Source organism: Aestuariivirga sp. (assembly GCF_965227715.1).
In the GTDB taxonomy this organism is placed as follows: Bacteria; Pseudomonadota; Alphaproteobacteria; order Rhizobiales; family Aestuariivirgaceae; genus Aestuariivirga.
Map to the genome: position 1 here is coordinate 1,975,001 of NZ_OZ245771.1, position 23,082 is coordinate 1,998,082.

19 protein-coding genes are annotated in these 23,082 nt (G+C 63.6%); 6 read left to right on the plus strand and 13 right to left on the minus strand.

The annotated features are described in order from the left end of the window. The first annotated feature begins 130 nt into the window (after positions 1-130). Both ACO06F_RS09335 and ACO06F_RS09340 read left to right on the plus strand, forming a co-directional pair. Positions 131-1,822 (plus strand): M23 family metallopeptidase, encoded by a 1,692-nt coding sequence (locus ACO06F_RS09335; protein WP_421696408.1) that lies wholly within the window; start codon positions 131-133, stop codon positions 1,820-1,822. A gap of 67 nt (positions 1,823-1,889) precedes the next feature. Further along, on the plus strand, positions 1,890-3,071 hold the full coding sequence (locus ACO06F_RS09340; protein ID WP_421696409.1) for an MFS transporter: 1,182 nt from the start codon (positions 1,890-1,892) through the stop codon (positions 3,069-3,071). Positions 3,072-3,126: 55 nt separating this feature from the next. Here the strand turns inward: ACO06F_RS09340 and ACO06F_RS09345 are convergent, their stop codons facing one another. From ACO06F_RS09345 to ACO06F_RS09400, 12 genes are all read right to left on the minus strand, one after another. Continuing rightward, positions 3,127-3,498, minus strand: coding sequence for an MmcQ/YjbR family DNA-binding protein (locus ACO06F_RS09345; RefSeq protein ID WP_421696410.1), 372 nt, complete (start codon positions 3,496-3,498; stop codon positions 3,127-3,129). Positions 3,499-3,577: 79 nt separating this feature from the next. Beyond that, positions 3,578-6,196: an ATP-dependent chaperone ClpB gene (clpB, locus tag ACO06F_RS09350; RefSeq protein WP_421696411.1), complete on the minus strand. Its 2,619-nt coding sequence runs from the start codon at positions 6,194-6,196 to the stop codon at positions 3,578-3,580. 453 nt (positions 6,197-6,649) lie between these two features. Next, positions 6,650-7,597 carry a DUF4167 domain-containing protein gene (locus ACO06F_RS09355; protein ID WP_421696412.1) on the minus strand — a complete coding sequence of 316 codons (948 nt, stop codon included), beginning with the start codon at positions 7,595-7,597 and terminating at the stop codon, positions 6,650-6,652. Between the two features lie 311 nt (positions 7,598-7,908). After that, the gene (gene prmC / locus ACO06F_RS09360; protein ID WP_421696413.1) at positions 7,909-8,760 is read right to left on the minus strand and encodes a peptide chain release factor N(5)-glutamine methyltransferase; all 852 of its coding nucleotides are present in this window, start codon (positions 8,758-8,760) and stop codon (positions 7,909-7,911) included. Then, a complete protein-coding gene (gene prfA / locus ACO06F_RS09365; RefSeq protein WP_421696414.1) occupies positions 8,750-9,829 on the minus strand; it encodes a peptide chain release factor 1 in 1,080 nt (359 codons plus the stop codon). Before prfA ends, prmC begins: the two co-directional genes overlap by 11 nt. A 42-nt stretch (positions 9,830-9,871) precedes the next feature. Further along, on the minus strand, positions 9,872-11,428 hold the full coding sequence (locus ACO06F_RS09370) for a DHA2 family efflux MFS transporter permease subunit (RefSeq protein WP_421696415.1): 1,557 nt from the start codon (positions 11,426-11,428) through the stop codon (positions 9,872-9,874). Positions 11,429-11,435: 7 nt separating this feature from the next. Beyond that, positions 11,436-12,545 carry an HlyD family secretion protein gene (locus tag ACO06F_RS09375; RefSeq protein ID WP_421696416.1) on the minus strand — a complete coding sequence of 370 codons (1,110 nt, stop codon included), beginning with the start codon at positions 12,543-12,545 and terminating at the stop codon, positions 11,436-11,438. Next, on the minus strand, positions 12,542-13,027 hold the full coding sequence (locus ACO06F_RS09380) for a MarR family winged helix-turn-helix transcriptional regulator (RefSeq protein WP_421696417.1): 486 nt from the start codon (positions 13,025-13,027) through the stop codon (positions 12,542-12,544). The genes ACO06F_RS09375 and ACO06F_RS09380 overlap by 4 nt, the downstream gene beginning before the upstream one ends. Positions 13,028-13,101: 74 nt before the next feature. Beyond that, positions 13,102-13,548: a D-aminoacyl-tRNA deacylase gene (gene dtd / locus ACO06F_RS09385; protein ID WP_421696418.1), complete on the minus strand. Its 447-nt coding sequence runs from the start codon at positions 13,546-13,548 to the stop codon at positions 13,102-13,104. Between the two features lie 13 nt (positions 13,549-13,561). Beyond that, positions 13,562-14,698, minus strand: coding sequence for a helix-turn-helix domain-containing protein (locus ACO06F_RS09390; protein WP_421696419.1), 1,137 nt, complete (start codon positions 14,696-14,698; stop codon positions 13,562-13,564). A 134-nt stretch (positions 14,699-14,832) separates the two neighbouring features. Then, positions 14,833-17,100, minus strand: coding sequence for a phosphoenolpyruvate--protein phosphotransferase (gene ptsP / locus ACO06F_RS09395; protein ID WP_421696420.1), 2,268 nt, complete (start codon positions 17,098-17,100; stop codon positions 14,833-14,835). 85 nt (positions 17,101-17,185) lie between these two features. Beyond that, positions 17,186-18,445, minus strand: coding sequence for an aspartate kinase (locus ACO06F_RS09400; protein ID WP_421696421.1), 1,260 nt, complete (start codon positions 18,443-18,445; stop codon positions 17,186-17,188). A gap of 164 nt (positions 18,446-18,609) precedes the next feature. On the opposite strand from ACO06F_RS09400, the gene ubiG reads away from it, so the two are divergent. Both ubiG and xylB read left to right on the plus strand, forming a co-directional pair. After that, positions 18,610-19,350: a bifunctional 2-polyprenyl-6-hydroxyphenol methylase/3-demethylubiquinol 3-O-methyltransferase UbiG gene (gene ubiG / locus ACO06F_RS09405; protein WP_421696422.1), complete on the plus strand. Its 741-nt coding sequence runs from the start codon at positions 18,610-18,612 to the stop codon at positions 19,348-19,350. An 8-nt stretch (positions 19,351-19,358) separates the two neighbouring features. Then, positions 19,359-20,816, plus strand: coding sequence for a xylulokinase (gene xylB, locus ACO06F_RS09410; protein WP_421696423.1), 1,458 nt, complete (start codon positions 19,359-19,361; stop codon positions 20,814-20,816). Here the strand turns inward: xylB and ACO06F_RS09415 are convergent, their stop codons facing one another. Next, a complete protein-coding gene (locus tag ACO06F_RS09415) occupies positions 20,817-21,077 on the minus strand; it encodes a DUF1127 domain-containing protein (protein WP_421696424.1) in 261 nt (86 codons plus the stop codon). A gap of 104 nt (positions 21,078-21,181) precedes the next feature. On the opposite strand from ACO06F_RS09415, the gene ACO06F_RS09420 reads away from it, so the two are divergent. Both ACO06F_RS09420 and ACO06F_RS09425 read left to right on the plus strand, forming a co-directional pair. Further along, entirely contained in the window at positions 21,182-22,573 is a 1,392-nt protein-coding gene (locus ACO06F_RS09420; protein WP_421696425.1) for a PLP-dependent aminotransferase family protein, read from the plus strand. A 189-nt stretch (positions 22,574-22,762) separates the two neighbouring features. Continuing rightward, positions 22,763-23,077 (plus strand): co-chaperone GroES, encoded by a 315-nt coding sequence (locus ACO06F_RS09425; RefSeq protein WP_421696426.1) that lies wholly within the window; start codon positions 22,763-22,765, stop codon positions 23,075-23,077. Positions 23,078-23,082 lie beyond the last annotated feature (5 nt).

The following is a 23,082-nucleotide window of genomic DNA, read 5'->3' on the forward strand; positions in this document are numbered from 1 at the left end:
GGGCGCCTTCGGGCATCCGATTCCGGACGGGGTGAAAGAAACGAACAGGCTCCGGAAGGTCTGCCGATTGTGGGAAGCAAGGCAGATCATTCAAGTCCGGAGCTCGCGAGTGTGACAGGGGATTAGAGTATTGAACGATCGCGTTGAAAGACAGTTTCGCGCCCGCACGCCTGCCGGCGCGGCGCGCCGTCCTCAAATGCCGTCAAAACCGCTGCTTCCGGCTCCCGCGGGAATTGCTGAGCCGTCGACTGATCCGTTTGAAGTTGAACCCGCCCATCATCGCTGGCTGCTCACAACCTGTGTTGCAGGGATTGCCGGTTCACTCGTCGTCGGCAGCGCCGTGCTCGGAATATTTGGCGAGAACGCTGCCCCGCGCGATGCCTATGCCGCGGTCGAGAAGGCATCCCTGACGGGCCTCTATCCTGATTCGGCGCGTGCCGGATCATCGGTCATCGGCCGCAAAGAACTCTCCGCCACCTACCAGCCGCAGGCCGATGCCAGCGGCCAGCCGGTCGTTCCCGAGCGCGACCTGAACAACGCCAATCTCTATCCTGAAATCTCTTCCGACGATCTGCCCTACAGCGAAGAGAGGCCGGTCGTCATCGACGCCGAGATCGATTCGGTTGAAGAAGAAGAGAATATCACCACCATCACCAAGCAGGTGCCGCCGGAGCCAACCGACGAGACCTTCAAGCTTGCAAAGGGCGAAACGCTGATCGAGGCGCTGACGGACCGTGGTGTCGGCCAGGAAGCGGCGAAGGCACTCGTTGCCTCCATCAACCCGGTCTATCCCGCGGCCATGATCAAGCCTGGCACCGCCTTCGAACTGACGCTCGACCGGCAGTATGACTTCTACGGCCGCGAAGTGATCTTCCCCGTCGAACTCTCGTTCAAACCGGGCCCGGACGAGACGCTGACCGTGCAGTCCGATGAAGACGGCCGCTTCCAGGCCGCCATCGAAGGTGCCGGCGCCGGAACCAAGTCACAATATGCGCAGGTCAACCACTTCAATGCGCGCGCCAAGGTGGGGTCCAGCCTTTACGGTACCGCCAAGGACAACAAGATCCCGGACTACATCATCGCGGAATTCACCCGCATCTTCGCCTATGACGTCGACTTCCAGCGCCAGGTGAAGGCGACTGACACATTCGATGTGTTCTATGGAAACCCGCTCACCGGTTCGTCTTCAAAGCGCAAGGTGCTGCACTTCGCGCAGCTTACCCTCGATGGCAAGACGAGAACCTATTACCGCTACACCACGTCTGACGGCCAGACGGACTATTATGACGAGCAGGGCCGCAGCGCGCAAAAGTCGCTGCTGAAGACGCCGGTGTCCGGCGCCAGGCTCACCTCCGGTTTCGGCATGCGGCTTCACCCGCTGCTGGGCTATTCTAAGATGCATGCGGGCGTCGACTTCGGCGTGCCCACGGGAACGCCGATCCGTTCGGCAGGCACCGGTGTGGTCGAGATCGCCGGGCGCCATGGCGCATTCGGTATCGCCGTCGAGATCAAGCACAACAACCGTTACGAGACGCTCTACGCCCATATGAGCAAGCTCGCCGCCGGCATCCGGCAGGGGGCCAAGGTCAACCAGGGCCAGATCATCGGCTATGTCGGCTCGACCGGCCGCTCCACTGGCCCGCATCTCCATTATGAAGTTCACGTCGACGGCCGGCCCGTCAACCCCACGCGCATCAATGCGGCGGGTGGAAAGCAGCTTGCCGGCAAGGAGATGATGAAGTTCAAGCAGATGAAGCAGCGCGTCGTCGCCATGATGCAGCAGGCGCCTTCCGCCCTGCAGGTGGCGGAAGCCAAGCCTTAAAGCGGCATTCACATTCGGCAATGGTTCATCGCTTGCACGGGAACACCGTGCCTGCGATGAAGCCGTGATGCGCGTCTTCCTCACCTTTCTGGCGGCTTACACGCTCAGCCAGTTCTACCGCTCCTTCCTGGCGGTGATCGCGCCGGAACTGGCGCGCGAGCTTGGGCTCGATCCGCAGGCACTCGGCAATCTGCAGGCCTTCTGGATCTTAGGGTTCGTCGCCACGCAATTTCCCTTGGGCTATGCGTTGGACATGCTGGGCCCGCGCCGCACCGTGTCGCTTCAGATGCTGCTTGCGGTGGTGGGGGCCGTGCTCTTCGCCACGGCGCACAGCGCAGCTGCCCTCAACATCGCCATGCTGCTGATCGGCGCGGGCTGCGGTGCGATCTATATGGGCGCCATATACCTCTTCGCGCGCACGGCCGCACCTCAGCGCTTTGCCCAGCTGTGCTCCTGGCTTCTGGGGCTTGGCACTGCGGGGAACCTGCTGGCGGCCTCGCCCCTGGCCTTTGCGGCCCAGTCGATCGGCTGGCGCGGGGCAATGCTGGTCATGGCGGGGGCAACTGCGCTGTCCGCCCTCTCCGTGCTGCTGCTGATCCGCGATCCCGGCCGGGTTGAGACGCATGCCGCGCGCGGGCCGTTTGACGGCATTGGGGACGTTCTCAAGATCAGGCTGTTGTGGCCGCTCCTCCCCATCACCGCGGTGAGCTATGCCGTGGTGCTGGCGGAACGCGGGCTCTGGGCGGGACCGTTCTTTTCCTCCGTCTATGGGCTTGAACCCGTGGCGCGCGGCAATGCGCTCCTCGTCATGGCAGCTGCCATGTCTGCCGGTGCCATGATCTATGGGCCGCTGGACCGGCTGCTCGGCACGCGCAAATGGGTGGTGTTCGGCGGCGTAACAGCCACGGCCCTCTGCTTTGCGCTGCTTGCGATGCCAGGGCTCTCTCTCAGTGCCGCCATCCTCACCATGGGCCTCATCGGCGGCTTCGGCATGACCTATGGCGTCCTCATGGCGCATGGGCGGAGCTTTGTGCCTGACCATCTGCTGGGCCGCGGCATCACGCTTCTCAACGTGCTGTTCATCGGCGGGGCGGGCGTGCTGCAGCCCTTGAGCGGCGCGCTGATGAAGGAGATGCAAGACAGGCCGCCAGCGGGTGCCTATGCCATTCTGCATCTGATCTTCGCAGGGCTCCTCCTCGGCGGGCTCGCGATCTATGCCTTTGCGAAGGATAATCCGCCAAAGGCGTGAGGCCGGAAGCGGCGGGCTGTCAGTTGAGAGTGGCGTCACCTGACTTCCCCGTGATCTAGGTGAGAAACCCCAGATCCTTCTGCACGCGTTTCGGCAAGTTCTGCGCGGCGAGCCGGTGGCTTTCGCGCAGATAGTCGGCAAGGGCCGCGTCATCGAGCGTCTCTTCACTGCGCCGCTGCAACCAAAGGAGCCCGCGCGAGGCGAAATAGGGAGCGGGCCTGATACCCGGCTTGTCCTTCAGAAGGTCGAAGCTCAGCTGCGAGGCTTTGAAGGTAAAATCCAGCGACGGCCCATGCCAGCGCGAGGCTATGGCGAAGACCTTGCCCTTCGGGCCTCCCACTTTCCACACATGCGCATCCTCCCACTGCACGACATGAGCCGTTTGGGGAAGACTGCGGCAGAAGCGGTTGTAGGCATCGAGGTTCATGTCCGGAGTGTGCCATTGCAGAAGGCCAAACAAAAGGGCGGCCCCGCAGGGCCGCCCTTTGTAAATCATCGAAAGACCGTCAGTGCAGCTGCACGACCTTGGGGTCGACGGGCTTGCCACCAACGGGCACGCCGTTGAAGGTCAGGAGGCCGGACTTCACGTCCACCTTCAGGGTTTCACCATCCTTGATGCGCCCGGCGAGAAGCTCCTCGGCGAGGGGATCCTGAAGGCTCTTCTGGATCACCCGTTTCAGGGGACGCGCGCCATAGGCGGGGTCATAGCCCTTGTCGGCAAGCCAGTTGCGCGCCGCGTCCGAGATCTCAACGTCGATCTTGCGATCGGCGAGGAGCTTCCGGAGGCGGTCCACCTGGATGTCCACGATCGAGCCCATATGCTCGCGCTTCAGGCGGTGGAACAGCACGATCTCGTCAAGGCGGTTCAGGAACTCGGGCCGGAAGTGGCTCTTCACCACCGCCATCACCTGGTCCTTCACCACATCCACATCCTGCGCCTCGCCCAGGTTCACCAGATATTCGGCGCCTAAGTTGGAGGTCATGATGATCAGCGTGTTCTTGAAGTCCACGGTGCGGCCCTGGCCATCGGTCAGGCGGCCATCATCCAGCACCTGCAGGAGCACATTGAACACGTCTGGATGCGCCTTCTCGATCTCGTCGAAGAGGACGACCTGATAGGGCCGGCGCCGCACAGCTTCGGTGAGCGCACCACCTTCATCATAGCCGACATAGCCCGGAGGGGCGCCGATCAGACGGGAGACCGAGTGCTTCTCCATGTATTCAGACATGTCGATCCGCACGAGGGCGTGCTCGTCATCGAACAGGAAACCAGCGAGCGCCTTGGTGAGCTCGGTCTTGCCAACACCCGTGGGGCCTAAGAACATGAAGGAGCCGATCGGGCGGTTCGGGTCCTGGAGGCCCGCACGCGCACGCCGCACCGCGGTTGAGACCGCAATCACCGCCTCGGACTGGCCGATGACGCGCTTTGCGAGCTGGGTTTCCATGGCGATCAGCTTTTCGCGCTCGCCTTCCAGCATCTTGTCAACGGGCACACCCGTCCAGCGCGACACGACCTGCGCCACGTGGTTCTCTGTCACCGCTTCATCGAGCATGGCGGCGCTCGACTTTTCTTCCGCTTCCTTCAGCTTCTTCTCGAGGCCAGGGATCGTGGCGTAAGCGAGCTCGCCCGCCTTCGCGAAGTCACCCTTGCGCTGTGCCTGGTCGAGTTCGAAGCGGGCTTTCTCCAGCTCCTCTTTCACCTTGGAGGCGGAGGCAAGCTGCTCCTTCTCGTCCTGCCAGCGCCTGGTCATGGCGGCAGACTTCTCCTCGTACTCGGCAAGCTCCTTCTCGATCTTGCCAAGCCGGTCTTTCGAGGCCTGATCCGTTTCCTTCTTCAAGGCCTCGCGCTCGATCTGGAGCTGCATGATGCGGCGGTCGATTTCATCAAGCTCTTCCGGCTTCGAATCGACCTGCATGCGCAGCCGCGAGCCCGCCTCGTCCATCAGGTCGATGGCCTTGTCGGGCAGGAAGCGGTCCGTGATGTAGCGGTTGGAGAGAACGGCCGCGGCGACGATCGCCGAGTCCATGATGCGCACACCATGGTGCAGCTCATATTTCTCCTTGATGCCGCGGAGAATCGAGATCGTGTCCTCAACCGTGGGCTCGCTGACGAAGACCGGCTGGAAGCGGCGGGCAAGTGCCGCATCCTTCTCGACATGCTTCCTGTATTCATCAAGCGTTGTGGCGCCGATGCAGTGCAGTTCACCACGGGCGAGCGCCGGCTTCAGCAGGTTCGAAGCATCCATGGCGCCTTCGGATTTACCCGCACCAACCAGCGTGTGCATCTCGTCAATGAACAGAATGATGCCACCTTCCGAAGAGGTCACTTCGGACAGCACCGCCTTCAGCCGCTCTTCGAACTCGCCACGATATTTCGCGCCGGCGATCAGCGCGCCCATGTCGAGCGCCAGAAGTTTCTTATCCTTCAGGCTTTCGGGCACATCACCCTTGATGATGCGCAGCGCCAGGCCTTCGGCAATCGCCGTCTTGCCCACACCGGGCTCACCGATCAGGACCGGGTTGTTCTTGGTGCGCCGCGACAACACCTGAATGGTGCGGCGGATCTCCTCGTCACGCCCGATGACGGGATCGAGCTTGCCAGCTTGCGCGGCCTCCGTGAGGTCACGCGCATATTTCTTCAGCGCGTCATAGCCCTGCTCGGCGGAGGCCGTATCCGCGGTGCGGCCCTTGCGGATCGCGTTGATCGCTTCATTGAGGCCTTGAGCGGTGACGCCGGCGTCCTTCAGCGCTTTGGAGGCTTCCGACGGCTCGACGGCCAGCGCCTGCAGCAGGCGCTCGGCGGTCACATAGCTGTCTCCGGCCTTCTCCGCGATCTTCTGCGCGGCATCGAAGACGCGCGCCGTCTCAGGCGCGAGATAGACCTGCCCCGCACCGCCTCCGGACACTTTGGGCAGTTTCTTGATTGCAGCTTCGATGTCGCGCAGTGCGACGCGCGAGTCTCCGCCCGCCGCCTTGATGAGGCCGGCCGCAAGGCCCTCCTCGTCATCCAGCAAAACCTTCAGAAGGTGTTCGGGGCTGAAGCGCTGGTGCCCTTCGCGCAGCGCAAGGGACTGTGCCGACTGCACGAAGCCCCGCGACCGTTCCGTGTATTTTTCGAAATCCATGTGTCTCTCCTCCTCGGCGCTGACGCCAAGCCCCTTCCAGGCGCCCTTCGTCAGCCGTCAACGGTTGATTGTGCCACCATTCCCCTGCTGAACCCCCAAGAGGCATTCCGTTAGGACAGCGGCCGTGATGCCGCTGATATGGGAGGGGATTCTTGAAGGTTCAAGCAGGCGCTAAGGTGATCTTTTGAGGTGGCCTCAGCTTTGCGCTGGATCAAGCGCGCGTCAACAGCGCGGAGGCACGAGTAGACGTAAATTACGGCATCCCCTCTTCCCCATCGCCCCCGAAGAGGGAGATGGGTTTGAAGCGGGAGACAGCACATTCAAATCAGGACGAAGATCACGGGTCTGCCAGCCGTCACCCCGGCGAAGACGGCAAACCCTTTGCGTCAGCAGTCGCCGTAGACACAGCTGAATTCCGGCCTTCGCCGGAATGACGGCACTGTTTAGAGACCCTCAGTCCGCCTTCACATCCGTATCAGCTGGCGCGGTGGCGGGTTCAGCTGCGGCTTCCTTGCGGGCGCGGGGCGCGGCGCGGCGCTTCGGGGCTGCGGGTGCGGGTGCGGGAGCTGCCTCTTCGGCTGCGGCTTCCACAACGGGCGCGGGCGCGGGCCGGCGCAGGAAGGATGGCGCCTCCCAGTGATCGGCCTCGGCCTGAACCGGCGGTGCGGGCGGCGCGGGCGGTGCCTGGACAGGTGCCGGTGCCGGCGCTGCCTCAGCACGGGGCTGATCGTCCTGGCGGGGCTGCTGGCCTTGCGGCGCCTGGCCCTGCTGATTGTCATTGCGGCGGTCCTGCCAGCGGGGGCGGAAGCGGTCCCGGTTGCCCTGCCCCTGCTCGCGGTTGTCGCGGTTGTTGTTGTCGCGGTTATTGTCCCGGTTGCCATTGTCACGATTGTTGTCGCGGTTTTGGTCCCGGTTGAAGTCGCGTTGGTCGCGCTGCTGGCGGTAGGGCTGGTTCTGCGGCGGCTGGCCCTCGAACACCGGCTGGTCGCCAAGCCCCTCGGGCTCATGTCCCTGCTGGCCCTGGCCGCGCTGCTCGACGGCGGCCTCGTTCGACTCTTCCAGCTCTTCGTCATCGAATTCATCGTCCGGGCGACGGTACTGCTGCTGGGACTGCTGGTTATAGGCCTGCGCCGCTGAGACGATGCGGAGGTAATGCTCGGCGTGCTGGAAATAGCTCTCTGCCATCACGATGTCGCCGGCCGACTGGGCGTCCCGGCCGAGCTGCAGATATTTATCCGCCACGGTCTGCGCCGTGCCGCGGACCTTCACGTCGGGTCCGTTGCTTTCATAAACGCGGCTCAGCGGGTTTCCGCCGCCACCGCCACCGCCGCCTCCCCCACCACTGCCTCCGCTGCGATGGCGATTGCGGTTGCGGTTCTTGTGGGTCGGTCTCATAGCCATTCGATATTCCAGACTGATCTTAGGTTGCGCGCGTGATGCCCCACGGCGTCCATTAAGGAGCCCCGCGGCAACTCGTCTTCAAATCTGCTCAGCAAGCGAGCTTCAACATTAACCCGTGTGTTAGAGAAGGCTTCTGCCAGCGGCGCGATCCCCGAAGGGCTCTTGCCATGTCCCCGCCTGTGCTGAATGCAACTGGGCCCGCGCCATTAACGGCGGCCATGCCCTAACGTCGTCCCGGCACCAATACAAAGGGCAGAAAGCGTTCCGACTCGTATTTAGCCCACGGGGCCTCAATTTCCAATCGCTATTTTTCAAGCCGTTCTCAGCTGGAACGAAAGGCAGCGCTCATGGCCGCCCAAATCCCTGTAACGCCCGGTAGGCCTGAACCCGCGCGCGGCGAAAATCTCCGTCACATCCTCTGCCTGTCCGGCACCCACCTCAACCAGAACGTGCCCCTCCGGCGATAGATGGGAGGCCGCCCGCGCCGAAATGAAGCGATAGGGTTCGAGGCCGTCAGCTCCTCCCAGAAGGGCCAGACGCGGATCAAAGTTCCGCACATCGGGTGCCAGCCCCTCGATATCCTGTGCGGATATATAGGGGGGATTGGAGGCAATAAGATCGAAGACGCCGGAAACTGGTTCCAGCCAGTTCCCCTCCAGCAGGCGAAGCCGCCCGTCAACTCCATGCTTCGCTGCGTTTTCCCCTGTCACGCGAAGCGCGCCAGGCGAGAGATCAACCGCCACGGCGGTACAATCCGGCCGCTCCGCCAGCAGGGTGATTGCAATGGCGCCGGTGCCTGTGCCCAAATCCAGGATCCGGGCACCCCTGGGCATGAGCGAGAGCGCTGCATCGACCAGCGTTTCCGTATCGGGGCGCGGGTCCAGCGTGTCCGGAGTTACGCGGAAGGCGCGGCCATAGAATTCGCGCTCGCCCAGAATGCGGGAGACCGGTTCGAAGGCCTCGCGCCGGGCGAGGAAAGACTGGAATTGCTGAAATGGCCCCGCGCGCACCACGCTGCGGGGCTCAAGCATGATCTCTTCCCGTGAGAGCCCCGTTGCCGCCTGGAGCAGCAGCCGTGCATCAAGCTCTGGCGTAGCGCAGCCCACCGCCTTCAACCGCGCCACGGCCCAGGCGAGGAGCGGGCCCACCTCGTCAGGCGGCATTGTCCTGCTGCGCCAGAAGTTCGGCCTGATGGTTGGTCATCAGCGCCTGCACCATTTCCTCCAACGCCGGACCTTCGATGATCTGGTCCAGCTTATAGAGGGTCAGGTTGATACGATGGTCGGTGCAGCGGCCCTGCGGGAAGTTATAGGTGCGGATGCGCTCGGAGCGGTCGCCTGAACCGACCTGGTCCTTGCGGGTGGCCGAGCGCTCGCTGTCAATGCGCTGGCGCTCGATTTCATAAAGTCTCGCCCGCAGCAGCTTCATCGCTGCATTCTTGTTCTTGAGCTGGGATTTTTCCGTCTGCTGGGCAACCGCAAGCCCTGTTGGAATATGGGTGATGCGCACGGCGGAATCGGTGGTGTTGACCGATTGCCCGCCGGGGCCGGACGAGCGGTAAACGTCGATACGGAGGTCCTTGTCCTCGATCTTGATGTCAACTTCCTCGGCCTCGGGCAAAACAGCGACGGTGGCGGCGGAGGTGTGAATGCGGCCCTGGGTTTCTGTCGCCGGCACCCGCTGCACGCGGTGAACGCCCGATTCGAATTTCAGATGCGCGAAGGCGCCCGCGCCATAGATGTTGGCGATCACTTCCTTATAGCCACCGTGCTCGCCTTCGCTGGCCGAGATCAGCTCGACGCGCCAGCCCTTGGAGGCCGCATAGCGCTGGTACATGCGGAACAGATCGCCCGCGAAAATCGCCGCTTCATCACCACCGGTTCCGGCCCGCACTTCGAGAATGACGTTCCTGTCATCGGCCGAGTCCTTGGGCAGCAGCAGGATCCGCACCTCCTGCTCCAGCCTTGCAACGTTTTCTTCGAGTGCCGGGCGCTCGGCCTCAGCCATTTCAGCCAGTTCGCCGCCGGCCTTCACCATCTCGTCCAGGTCACGCCGCTCGTCATAGGCCTTGCGCAATTCAAGCGCCTTGCGGGCGGTGCCTTCCAGATCGGCATATTCCTTGGAGAGCCTGACAAAGGCATCACCCGACACGGACCCTGCGGACATGTCATGTTCGACTGTCGCAAAGCGCTGGATGATGCGGTCAAGTTTCTCGCGTGAAATTGTGGCCATGGGCGGGGCTTCTAGCCCAGTCCCGCCAGCGGCGGCAACCGGTCAATGCGGGGCATCGGCGACGGTATCGGACTTGGCCGCCGCCGGACGCCTGGTACCGCGGAAGGCCAACACCAGCGGCAGGCAGAGAACGCCCATCAGCGTCATCAGCAGGAAGTCGTTCTGATAGGAAATGGTGGTGGCCTGGGCCGTCACCAAGCGGTCGATCATGGCAACGCCTTCAGTGGTCGAAGGATCGAGCAAGGCGATGGGGTCCAGCTGGAAGCCCGCGTTGAAAGGGTTGATCAATTCGGAAATGCGCGCATGCATCACCGTGGTGCCGCTGGTCAATTGTGCGATCACGATCGAGACGCCGATGGAGGAACCCATGTTGCGGATCAAGGTCCACATGGAGGCTGCTTCTGTGCGGAGCTGCGGCGGCAGCGTGGCAAAGGAAATCGTGTTGAGCGGCACGAAGACGAGACCCAGCCCGATGCCCTGCAGCACGCTGGTCCAGATGATCGTGTAGGCCGAGATATCCGGCGTGATCCCCGTCATCACCCAGAGTGAGAAGGTTGAGGCCGCCATGCCGAGGCCGATCAGGATGCGCGCGTCGATAAAGGAAAGGAGGCGCCCCACCACCATCATCGCTGCCATGGTGCCGATGCCGCGCGTGCCCAGCAGGAAGCCCGCGCTCAGCACGGGGTAGCCCTGGACGTTCTGCACATAGGGCGTGATGAGCGCGACGCTCGCCAGAATCAGAATGCCTACGATGAACATGAAGAAGACGCCCAGCGTGAAATTCCAATCCTTGAACAACGCCGGCGGCACGAAGGGTTTTTCAGCCGTGAAGGTATGCGCAATGAAGAAGTAACCGGCGGCAACCGCAATCAGGCCTTCGATGATGATCTCGTTCGATTCGAACCAGGCCTGGCTTTCGCCCCGGTCCAGCATCAGCTGCAGGAAGCCGATGGCCAGGCTCAAGCTGGCAAAGCCCAGCCAGTCGAAACGCATTTCGCGGGGCTTCGTGTCTGGCATATAGGCCATGAGGCCCAGCACGGTGGCGATGCCGAAAGGCAGGTTGATGAGGAACACCCAGCGCCAGCTGTAATACTCGGTGAGATAGCCGCCGAGCGTCGGGCCCATGATGGGGCCGAGCATGACGCCCATGCCCCAGATGGCCATGGCCTGCCCGCGTTTTTCGGCCGGGTAGATGTCCATCATCACCGCCTGGGACAGCGGCACGAGGGCGGCGCCAAACACGCCCTGCAGCAGGCGGTAGGCCACCATGTCGGTGATGCCCTGCGCCAGGCCGCAGAGGATCGAGGCAATGGTGAAGCCCATGGCGGCGATGATGAAGACCCGCTTGCGCCCGAAGCGCACGGCAAGCCAGCCGGAAGGTGCCGTCATGATGGCGGCCGCCACGATGTAGGAGGTCAGGACCCAGTTCACCTGGTCCAGCGTCACGCCGAGCGAGCCCTGCATGTAGGGGAGCGCCACATTGGCGATCGTCGTATCCAGCGCCTGCATGATGGTGGCCAGCATCACGCAGACGGTGATGAGACCCCGTTGCAAGACAGGCGCATCAGGCGCCCTGGCATATGTGACGGCGGCAGACATCGCTTGCTTACTGCAGGGCTTCCTGGATCGGCTGGGCCGAAGCTTCGAGGTGGATCAATCCTGCCAGCGAGCGGCGGCGGCGGGTGTCGATATCGACATTGACGCTCATGCCGGCGCGCAGGCGCGAAAGGTCCTGGCCTGCGTCCAGCGTCACCCGCACGGGCACACGCTGCACGACCTTCACCCAGTTGCCGGCAGCGTTCTGCGCCGGGATGAGGGAGAACTGCGCGCCCGTGCCCGGGCTGATCGAAGCGACATGGCCCTGGAGCGGCTGATCGGGGAAAGCATCGACGGTGACGGTGACGGCCTGATCGGGCTTGAGCCAGGTGATGTCCGTCTCTTTCGGATTGGCATCAACCCACACGTCCTGATCGCTGATGATCGCAAAGACCGGCGAGCCCGCGGCAATGAAACGGCCCATCTGGATGTTGGACACCTGCGTGGCAATGCCGTCCAGCGGGGCTTTCAGCACCGTCTGGTCAAGGTTCCACTGGGCGCGGTCCGCCGCGGCCTTGGCGGCAAGCCAGGGGCCATAGCTCTGGAGCGTCGCATCCGGGTTGCCGCCCAGCTGGCTCAAGGCATTGCGCTGGCCGTTTTCGAGCGAGGTCAGGCTGGCGCGGGCGGTTTCCAGGTTCACCTGATCCTCTTCAATGTCAGCGCGGGCAACAACCTTGCTGGCCAAAAGGCGGGACTTGCGGTCAACCTCGTCCTGGCGAAGCTGCACGGTTGCCTGTGCCACCGAGATCTGGGGCGCGAAGCCCTGATACTCGCTCTTCAGCGCACCGAAATCCGTCTCCGCCCGGGTGAGGGCCGCATTGGCCTCCTCCAGCGCGATCTGATAGGGCTTGGGATCGATGGTGAACAGCACATCGCCCGCCTTCAGCTTCTGGCCTTCCGCCACCTTGATGTCATTGACCGTGCCGGAAATCTGCGGCGTCACCAGCACCTTCTGCGCGGCAACATAGGCATTGTCGGTGGAGATGTAGCGCCCGCCGTTCAGATAGATGGCGAGGCCAGCCGCCAGGGCCACAACCGGCACGACGATCAGCAGGATGCGCCGCAGCCAGCGGCGGCGGCGCGGCTGGGGACGGGGTGTGGGGGAGCTTGAATCACTCATGATGACGTACCTGACTTCCGAAGTTTCGTGGTGGCGGCTTCAGCCACCTGCATGGTCTTGATATTTGTGTGAAGCTGGTTGAGCGTTGTCAGCATCTGCAGGAGGGCGGCCTCGTCGATTCCCTCGAACAGCGCCCTGCCGATCTCGGCCTTGAAACTCTCGAGACCGGCCAGGCGTTCACGCCCGGCGTCCGTAATGAACAGGCGGTTCAGGCGGCGGTCAGCCGGGTCGTTGCGGCGCTCCACCAGCCCCTCGGCGCTGAGTTGATCGACGAGGCGCACCATGGCGATGGGCTGAACCTCAAGGGCATCGGCCACCTCGTGCTGGGCGAGCCCGTCCTGACAATCGAGCCTGGACAAGGTTGCCAGATGGGCGCGGGTCATGCCGTAGGGCTTCAGCCGCTGTTCCACGATGTTGCGCAGGAGACGGGACGTCTCGACGATGCGGAGGGCGGCTTCCCGGCGGGGGTCATTTTTCTGCATGGCAATATAATATGCGTTGTATATGATTAATCAACGCAACAAACCTGCCGAAGTTGCATGGCAGGCATCGGAAATCAGGCGGTGGTGTCGAACGGGATGGTTACGGGGCCATCATTGATGAGGGCGACCTGCATATCGGCGCCGAAAATGCCGGTTTCAACCCGGACGCCCTCGCCCCGCAGCACCGTGCAGAAGTGGTCATAAAGCTGCTGGCCCAGCTCCGGTGGGGCCGCCCGGGAGAAGCCGGGCCGGTTGCCACTCTCCATCCCTTGGGCTGCAAGTGTGAACTGGCTCACCGCCAGTACCTCTCCCGCCACCGCGCTGAGCGGCAGGTTCATCTTCCCCGCCTGATCTCTGAAGATGCGAAGGGCGGCGATTTTGCGGGCGAGCTTTCCGGCGTCCGTTTCCGTGTCTCCGGCCATGCCGCAGAGGAGCACGAGAAAGCCACGGCCAATGGCACCGGTGACCCGGCCATCAACCGTGACGGAGGCTTCGGAAACTCTCTGGACGACAGCGCGCAACGGCCCTCAGCCGTCAGCTCTCGAAGGATTTGATGTCGAGCGAACGGCCGACCAGGATTTCACCGGGGGTGCCCAGAATGCCCTTTTCCTTGCCGTCGATCACATAGGTGAGGAGCCCGCCATCCCGCGCGATGACAACGAGGCCATCCCGGTTCGGCACGCGGTAGGTGTCACCCTTCATCAGCATCTGCGTCATGACGACATTGCCATTGCTGTCCTCGATCCGGACCCAGACGGGGGCCTTGGCTTTGAGCGTCAGGCGGCTCTCGCCATTGTCGGCCCCGAATTCACGCCCGCCATTGCTGGTTGGCACATTGGAAGCGACGGCCTTGGGTGAAACGCCCTTGGCCGTCTGGGGCACGCTCTTCTCGATCAGTGCGGTGATGCCGTCGAGGCCGGTGCCTTCGAGATCATTATTCCCGTCTTCACCGGTGCTCGCCGTTTGGGTCTCGTCGGCAGGCATGGGCTCGTCACCCACGGTGACCTCTGCTGTATCGGCACCGGTTGAGGCCGTCGGCATCGGGTCGACACCGGGCGGCGGCGGCGGAGCGGGATATTCGGATTGGGACAGATCAAGGGGGGCCCCGGCAGGCTTTTCGCCGCCGGAGGTCATCATGTAACTGGCAGCGCCAAACAGCAGAACGGCACCCGCCAGCGACGCGACGAGACCGCCGGCACCGCCGGGAAAGCGCCGGGCGTTGAAACGCGGCATCCGGGCAAAGGCCAGGATCTTGGCGCTGGAGAGCGGGCCCGGATTGGCCGGGTGGCGCAGTTCGGCCGAGAGCGGCGGAACAGGCAGGTAATGGGCGTAATGCTGAACCAGCGGCTCAGGATCAAAGCCCAGGAACTGCGCATAGGCGCCGATCATGCCCAGCGCTTCGCGGCGCTCGGGCAGGCACGTCATGTCGCCCAGTTCGATTGCTTCGAGGTGATAGGGGTGAATGCCGCAGCCTTCGCCCGCATCTTCAAGGCTCATGCGGCGCTGGTGGCGCTCATGCTCAAGATACCAGCCGGCTTCTCCCAGGGGATCTGCCCCGGCATCTGGCTTTTCGCGCATTTCGATCGCCGCGGTGGTGTCATCACCGGCATCCGGATGAAGGTCGGCAGCGGCCTCGGCCTCTCCCGTCAACTCGACGTTCTCGTCACGCATGATACCACTCTCGGGCACTGTTTCGGTTGAAGCCGCCTTTGCGGCGCTTTTGCAGAAGAATGACTGAGAATGGTGAATGGGAAGCTAACGCGAAGCTTACGTTTTGAAAGCTATTGCTGTGAGCAGATCAAAACCTACAGCACCACGCCGTTGCGTTGGGCGAATTCCATCAGTTCGGGGCGGAGCGTGTGGAGCGGGCTCGACAGCAGCGGCTCCATGAATTTCCAGAGCTTCTGCCGGTCCAGCGAACGGACCATCGCCTTCACGGGGCCCACGGCCGAGGGGACCATGGAGATCGAGTCCAGGCCGATCCCTACCAGTCCCATGGCCTCCAGCGGGCGGCCGCCCAACTCGCCGCAGAGCGTTACCGGCTTGTTGTGCCGCCGCGCCTTCTCCACAATCAGGCGCATGGCACCGAGCGCTGAGGGGCTCAAAGGATCATAGCGGCCGGCAAGCCTGGGGTTGCCCCGGTCCGAGGCGAACAGGAACTGCACCAAATCATTCGAGCCAATGGAAGCGAAATCGACGAGCGGCAGCAGATGATCGAGCTGCCAGAGAAGAGACGGGATCTCGATCATCGCGCCCAGCTTCAAGGGTGAGGGAAGCCGGTGGCCGCGCTTCAGCAGGTGCTGCTTTTCAAGCTCCACCACCTCCACCGCGCGCTTATACTCCTCCACATCCGCGATCATCGGGAACATGATCTTCATGGGCGCACCTTCGGACGCCATCATCAGCGCGCGGACCTGCAGCCTGAGGAGTGCGGGACGGTCCAGTGCCATGCGGATCGAACGCCAGCCAAGGGCCGGATTTTCTTCCTTGGGCTGGCGCAGGTAAGGGAGCACCTTGTCCGCGCCGATATCGAGCGTGCGGAAGGTGACGGGTTTGCCCGCGGCCTGCTCGATGATCGCCTCATAATGGCGGACCTGGCTCGAGAGCCGTGGAAAACGGCTCGCCATCATGAACTGCAGTTCGGTGCGGTAGAGGCCAACACCGTCAGCCCCTGAATCATGGAGATGCGGCAGATCGACGATCAGGCCTGCATTGATATTGAGCTCGATCCGCTCGCCGGAGCGGCACAGCGCCGGCTCATCGCGCAGCGCTGCGTATTGCGCCTGCTTGCGGGCATAGAAGCGCACCTTCTCCGCATAAGCGCGCTGAAGATCAGGCGAAGGGCGAACGAACACCTCGCCCGTGCCGCCATCAACGATGATGGGGCTTCCGGTGTCGACCAGATCAATCAGCCCGGCAGCCTGGCCGATGGCCGGAATGCCCAGCGCGCGTGCCACGATCGCCACATGGCTGGTGCGGCCGCCCTCCTCCAGGATGACACCCCTGAGCTTGGTCCGGTCATAATCCAAAAGCTCCGCCGGGCCCATGTTGCGGGCCACGACGATTGCATTCTGCGGCAGGTCGGAACGGGACGCCGTTGCAATGGCCCCCGTCAGAATGCGCAAGAGCCGGTTCGAGAGATCGTCCAGATCATGCATGCGCTCGCGCAGGTAAGGGTCGGGCGTGCGGGCCATGCGGGCGCGATTGTCGTTCTGCACGCGCTCGACCGCGGCTTCCGCGGTGAGGCCCGTATCAATTGCCTCGCGCAGGCGGTTCATCCAGCCCTTGTCATGGGCGAACATGCGGATCGTTTCCAGCACGTCCGAATATTCGGCCGCACCCCGCTGCGCGTCAGAGCCATCAAGCAGTTCGTCCACATGGGCGCGGAGCTGCGCCACGGCATCTTCCAGCCGCTTCTTCTCGCGCGGAATATTTTCCGCGATCAGATCCTGGATGACGACGCGCGGCTCATGCAGCACAGCATGGCCAAGTGCCACGCCTTCGGCAAGCGAATCGCCCCGCAGGTGATGGCTTCTCACATGCGCGACGTCGGCTGCGACCTCGCTTGCCACTTCGCGCAATTCGCCCGCGGCAATCACCTCCGCCAGCACCATGGCGGTGGTCTGGAGGGCTTCTTCCTCCTCCTCGGTATAGTGGCGCCGGGTGCGGTTCTGCACCACCAGCACGCCAATCACCGTGCCGCCGCGCATGATCGGCACGCCCAGGAAGGCGTGATAGATTTCTTCGCCGGTCTCGGGCAGGTATTTGAAGGACGGGTGGTTCTGGGCTTCCGACAGGTTGAGCCCGATTGCCTGCTTGGCGATGGTGCCGACGAGGCCTTCGCCCGCCTTCAGCTTCGACTTGTGCACAGCCTCGCGCTTCAGGCCTTCCGTGGCATAGAGTTCGAGGAAATCGCCAGGCCGCATGACATAGATCGAGCAGACCTCCGCCACCATGTTGGCGGCGATGATCTGGACGATCTTGTCCAGCCGCTTCTGCGCAGTCACCGGCTCCGCCATGACCTCGCGGAGCCGCCTGAGCAGGACGCGCGGGCCGAGGGCGGAGGTCCCCATCAGCCGCCGTCCCCGCGCACGGAGACGCGGGCCGATTTCCAGCGGCCAGTCGTCCTTACGGTGTGGCTGATCATGCGCATTGGGTTCAGGCGACCTTGGCGTCCAGGCCATAGGCCGTGTGCAGCGCGCGCACGGCGAGTTCCGTATAGGCTTCGTCGATCAAAACCGATGTCTTGATCTCGGAGGTGGTGATGGCCTGAATGTTGATGCCCTTTTCGGCGAGCGCGCGGAACATCTTGGCGGCAACACCGGCGTGGCTGCGCATGCCGATGCCGACGATCGAGACCTTGGCGACGTCCGCCGAATGGGCAAGTTCGTCGAAGCCCACCTTGGACTTCACACCATTCAGCACTTCCAGCGCCTTGCGCAAATCCTTGCGGGCCACCGTGAAGGTGATGTCCGTGAAGGCACCATCAGCGGAGATGTTCTGCACGATCATGTCGACTGAAATGTCAGCCTCCGCCAGCGGCCCGAAGATCGCGGCGGAAATGCCCGGCTGGTCCTTGACGCGGCGGATCGAGACTTTCGCTTCGTCGCGCGAATAGGCGACACCGCTCACCACATGCTGTTCCACGATACGTTCCTCATCGCATACGAGTGTTCCGGGACCGGTCCCGTCGGGCTTGTTCTGGTTCGGCGCATCCGGTGCCTCGAAGCTGGAGCGCACCTGCAATGGTACCTTATATACCATTGCGAGTTCAACCGAGCGGGTCTGCAGCACCTTTGCGCCGAGCGAAGCCTGTTCCAGCATTTCCTCATAGGAGATGCGGTCAAGCTTCTGCGCACCGGTCACGATACGGGGGTCTGCGGTGTAGACACCGTCCACGTCCGTATAGATGTCGCAGGCCGCATCGAGTGCCGCCGCAACCGCCACGGCGGAGGTGTCTGACCCGCCGCGGCCCAGCGTTGTGGTGCGGCGGTCCGGGCCGATGCCCTGGAAACCGGCGATCACGGCAACCTGGCCCTGGGCCATGCGCTTTCTGAGCTCTTCACCGTCAATCCCGGCAATGCGGGCCGCGCCGTGGACGCCGTCGGTCTTGAGGGGAATCTGCCAGCCCTGCCAGGAGCGGGCAGGAATGCCGAGGTCCTGCAGCACGATCGCCAGCAGGCCTGCCGTCACCTGCTCGCCCGTGGCAACGACTGCGTCATATTCGCGGGCGTCGTGAACGGGGGCAGCCTCGCGGCACCAGCCGACCAGACGGTCCGTCGTTCCCGACATGGCGGAAACCACGACCGCCACATGGTGGCCGGCCTTCACTTCACGTTCGACATGGCGTGCAACGTTGCGGATGCGGGCAATATCCGCCACCGAGGTGCCGCCAAACTTCATAACCAAACGGCCCATCGGCCAGAACCTTTCATGTCCCCTGCCGCCCGGAGCCCTGTCTTTGGGCTCCAGCTGGTGGCCTCGTCTGATGGAAGTTAAACCCCCGGGTGCGGCGCGGCGTACTCATAGATGACAGGCTTCGCTTATGCAATAATGCCCGGACCATAAAATTGGATTTCAGAATGACCGCTTTCGCCCCGTCCCTCGACCCTTCGGAAGTCGAAAAATTTTCCCGCATGGCCGCCGAATGGTGGAATCCGAAGGGGAAGTTCGGGGTGCTCCATGTATTCAATCCCGTTCGCCTGCAATTCATCAAGGAACAGGTGGCGGCAAGGCTGGGGCGGGACCCCTTGGAGCGCCGCCCGTTCGAAGGCCTGCGCTTCCTCGACATCGGCTGCGGCGGGGGCTTGCTGACGGAGCCCATGGCGCGGCTGGGCGCTGCCATCACTGGCGTTGACCCTTCAGAGAAGAACATCAAGACGGCCACTGTCCACCGCGACGAAATGGGGCTCGAGATCGATTACCGCGTCGGCACGGCGGAAGATCTCGCGGCATCGGGCGCGCAGTTCGACGTGATTCTGAACATGGAGGTGATCGAGCATGTGGCGGACCCTGCCGCCTTCACCGCCACCTGTGCAGCCATGCTGAAGCCGGGCGGGCTGATGTTCGTCGCCACGCTGAACCGCACGCTCAAATCCTTCGGCCTTGCCATCATCGGCGCTGAATATGTGCTGGGCTGGCTGCCGAAGGGCACGCACCAGTGGGAGAAGTTCATTACCCCCGCCGAGCTCAAAGGCTGGCTCGAAGCCAATGGCTTGACCTCCAAGCAGGAGCTGGGCGTCACCTACAGCCCGTTCACGCGGAGCTGGAAAGTGAGTCGCGACATGGATGTGAACTACATGCTCGTGGCGCAGAAGGCCTAGCGCGCCCAATGTATCTCGGGATCGATCTTGGCACCTCCTCCGTCAAGGCCGTGGTGGTGGATGGGGCTCAGCGCATTCTCGCTGCGGCGGCGGCACCGCTTTCCGTCTCCCGGCCAAGGGCGCTCTGGTCCGAGCAAAGCCCCGGTGACTGGTGGGCGGCTGTGGAGCTGGCCGTGTTGGAGCTGCGCGGCACCGCGGGCGTGGCCTGGTCCGCCATCAGCGCCATCGGGCTCTCGGGCCAGATGCATGGGCTGGTGCTGCTTGACGAGGCAGGGCTGCCGCTGCGCCCCGCGATCCTCCACAATGATGGCCGCGCCTTTGCCGAGGCCGAAGCACTCAACCGGCAGCTGCCGGACATCGGTGCCATCGCCGGGGTTCCCGCCATGCCGGGTTTTGCGGCACCGAAACTTCTGTGGCTGGCGCGGCATGAGCCGGAGGTTCTGGCCCGCGCGCGGCATGTGCTGCTGCCCAAGGATTATGTGCGCTTCCGGCTGACGGGAGCGTTTGCGACCGACATGTGCGATGCCTCCGGCGCGCTGCTTCTCGACACGGGGAAACGGCAATGGTCGCCCGAAATCGTCCGGGCCTGTGGCATTGGCATGGATGTGCTTCCCGCTGCGCTGGAGGGCAATGCCGTGTCCGGCACGCTGTCGAAGCAGCGTGCCGCCCATTGGGGGCTGGTGCCCGGCATCTCCGTTGCGGCCGGTGCAGGAGATGCCGCAGCGGGTGCTGTTGCTTCCGGTGCCGTCAACGCAGGCGATGCCTTCATTTCGCTGGGCACTGCCACCCAGTATTTCGTGGCGCGGACGGAGTACCGGCCGGCGCCGCAGCATTTGATCCACAGCTTCTGCCATGGCTTGCCCAACCGCTGGTTCCAGATGGCCGCACTCCTCAACGGGGCAGGTGCCCTGGCCTGGGCGGCAGGGCTTTTGGGGAAAAGCGACATCGGCGCGCTTCTGGCAGAGACGGAGCGGGCTTTCACCGGCCCCTCGCCCGTGCTGTTCCTGCCCTATCTTTCGGGCGAGCGCACGCCGCATAACAACCCGCATGCCAAGGGCGTGCTGTTCGGGCTGACGCCCTCCACCACGCCAGAACAGGTAACCCAGGCCGTGCTGGAGGGCGTTGCCCTGTCACTCGCCGATGTCCAAGGCTCCCTTGAAGAAACCGGGGCATTGCCAGACAGGATTGCCGTCAATGGCGGCGGGTCGCGCAGCCGCTTCTGGATGCGCATTCTGGCGAGTGCCCTGAACAAGACAGTTCTGCTTCAGGATGGCTCGGAATCCGGCCCCGCCTTCGGCGCGGCACGGCTTGCCCGGCTGGCTGCAACGGGAGAGGATCCGGCGGCCGTCTGCAGCAAACCCCGGATCACCGAGGAGATCGCGCCTGACCAGGCGCTGGCTGACGCTTACGGCCAGCGGCTCACACACTTCCGGGCGCTTTACCGGGCCGTTGTACCGCTGTTCTGATCAGCGTCCGCGCACCCCGCGCCGGGCGCGGGATTCACGAATGCGGTCCATCTCATGCGAGAGGTCCACATCCAGCGGCAGGCCGCGGAGATGGCGGAGATCGCCATGCGTCAGCCCGATGTCGTTCAGCATGTAATCGTCGAAACGCTCAAGCGTGCGGAGATCGCGCTTCATGAACCAGCTGCGGATGATGCGGCGCAGCTTCGGGAAGGCGAAGGCGGTCTCGCGGGCAATGGACTGGGTCAGGATATAGTCGCGCATGGTTCTCACCGATTGTGTCGATTGTACCGGCATTTCTGCTTGATTGTGCCGTAGGCGTGTTATACTGTATCGAGACAATTGCTCACAAGTGAAACATTGTATTGATGACAATTTGGCTCCCCCAGCTCCGCCGTGAACGGCCCCTTTATCTTGAGATCGCGGATGCCATTCGGCAGGATGCGCAGGCGGGCGCGCTGAAACCGGGAGACCGGCTGCCGCCACAACGCGACCTGGCCTACCGCCTGGGGGTGACCACCGGCACCGTGACCCGCGCCTATGCCGAGGCTGAGAAGATGGGTCTGCTCACCGGCGAGGTAGGGCGCGGCAGCTTTCTGAAGGCGCCGAGCCCGTCCGCTGCCCCTTTCACGCCGAACCGCCGGGAGACAGCTGGCATCATCGACCTGTCACTGGCCACGGCCCCGGCGGTGATGGATGCGCAGGAGTTGGACACGGCCCTTGCCTGCGTCACGCGCTCTGCCGCGCGGCTGGACCTTTTGAGCTACCCGCCGCCCGATGGCTTTCCCATGCACCGCGAAATGGGCGTCACCTGGCTGGCCCGCAGCGGCATTACGGTGAAGGAATCGCAAGTGATCGTCACGGCGGGGGCGCAAGCGGCGATCATCGCGACGCTAGCCAGCATCACCCAGCCGGGCGACCGGATGTTCGTCGAGAGCCTGAATTACCCTACGATCAAGCCGATGGCGCGGCAGGCCGGCGTAAGCCTGGTTCCGCTCGAAATCGACGAAGGCGGGCTGGTGCCGGAATCGCTGGAGCGCGCGGCGCGCCAGGGCGAGGCGCGGCTTCTTTATATCGTTCCCAGCCTCCAAAGCCCGACGACGGCGAGCCTCGACGTAACCCGGCGCCACGCCATCATCGAAATTGCGAGGCGTTACAACATGACCATCATCGAGGATGATCTGTTCCGCCTGCTCGACCCGCGGGTGCAGCCGCCAACCCTTTATTCGATGGCGCCGGAGCGGACCTACCACATCACCAGCGTCTCGAAGACGCTCGCCCCCGGCCTGCGGGTTGGCTTCCTGGTGGGGCCCGAAGGCCGGGAGGATGGGCTGGTCCGCCAGCAGACGGTGGCGTGCGGCAGGCCGGTGGGCCTGGCCACGGAAGTGGCCCGCCACTGGATCGAGAGCGATGCCGCCTCGCGCATCCTCTCCGGCATCATTGAAGAGAATGCGGCGCGGCGCCAGCTGGCGCGGGAGGTGTTCCGCAACCGCAGCATTCTGTGCAATCCCGGTGCGCCCTTCCTTTGGCTCAAGCTGCCGGACCATTGGGAATCGGGCGACTTCGTGCGCGCGGCCCTGGACCGGGGCGTGAAGATCTGCTCGGGCACGATGTTCGCAATCGACCGCCGCTCAGACGACCGGGCGGTGCGGGTATGCTTCGGCGGTGCCGTCTCCCGCGGAGAGCTGCAGGCGGCGCTGCGGCAGGTGGATGCGGTGCTGGACGAAGATCCGGCCGAACGCGCGCATCCTGTGGCCTGAGGCAAGCGCAAGCGTAGCGTTCGATATTTACCATTCGCCCCAGTCCCCCTCTTGACGGAGCGCGCGCTCCGCACTATCTCCACCCTTAGCTGCTAGCACTCAGTATCCTTGAGTGCTAACAAGCCTGGCCCCCTTAGGGAGACGGCCAGTCTAACCTCAAAAAATGTAGACATTCCGAGGAGTTAAACCATGCAGTTCCGTCCGTTGCACGACCGCGTTGTCGTCAAGCGCCTGGAAGAGGACACCAAGACCAAGGGTGGCATCATCATCCCTGAGACCGCTCAGGAGAAGCCGATGCAGGGCGAAATCATCGCCGTTGGCCCCGGTGGGCGCGACGAGAGCGGCAAGCTCACCCCCCTCGACGTTAAGGCAGGCGATGTCGTGCTGTTCGGCAAGTGGTCCGGCACTGAGGTGAAGATCGACGGTGTCGAGTACCTCATCATGAAGGAAAGCGACATTATGGGCGTGCTCGAGGGCAAGTCCGCCTCGAAGAAGGCGGCCTAAAGCCA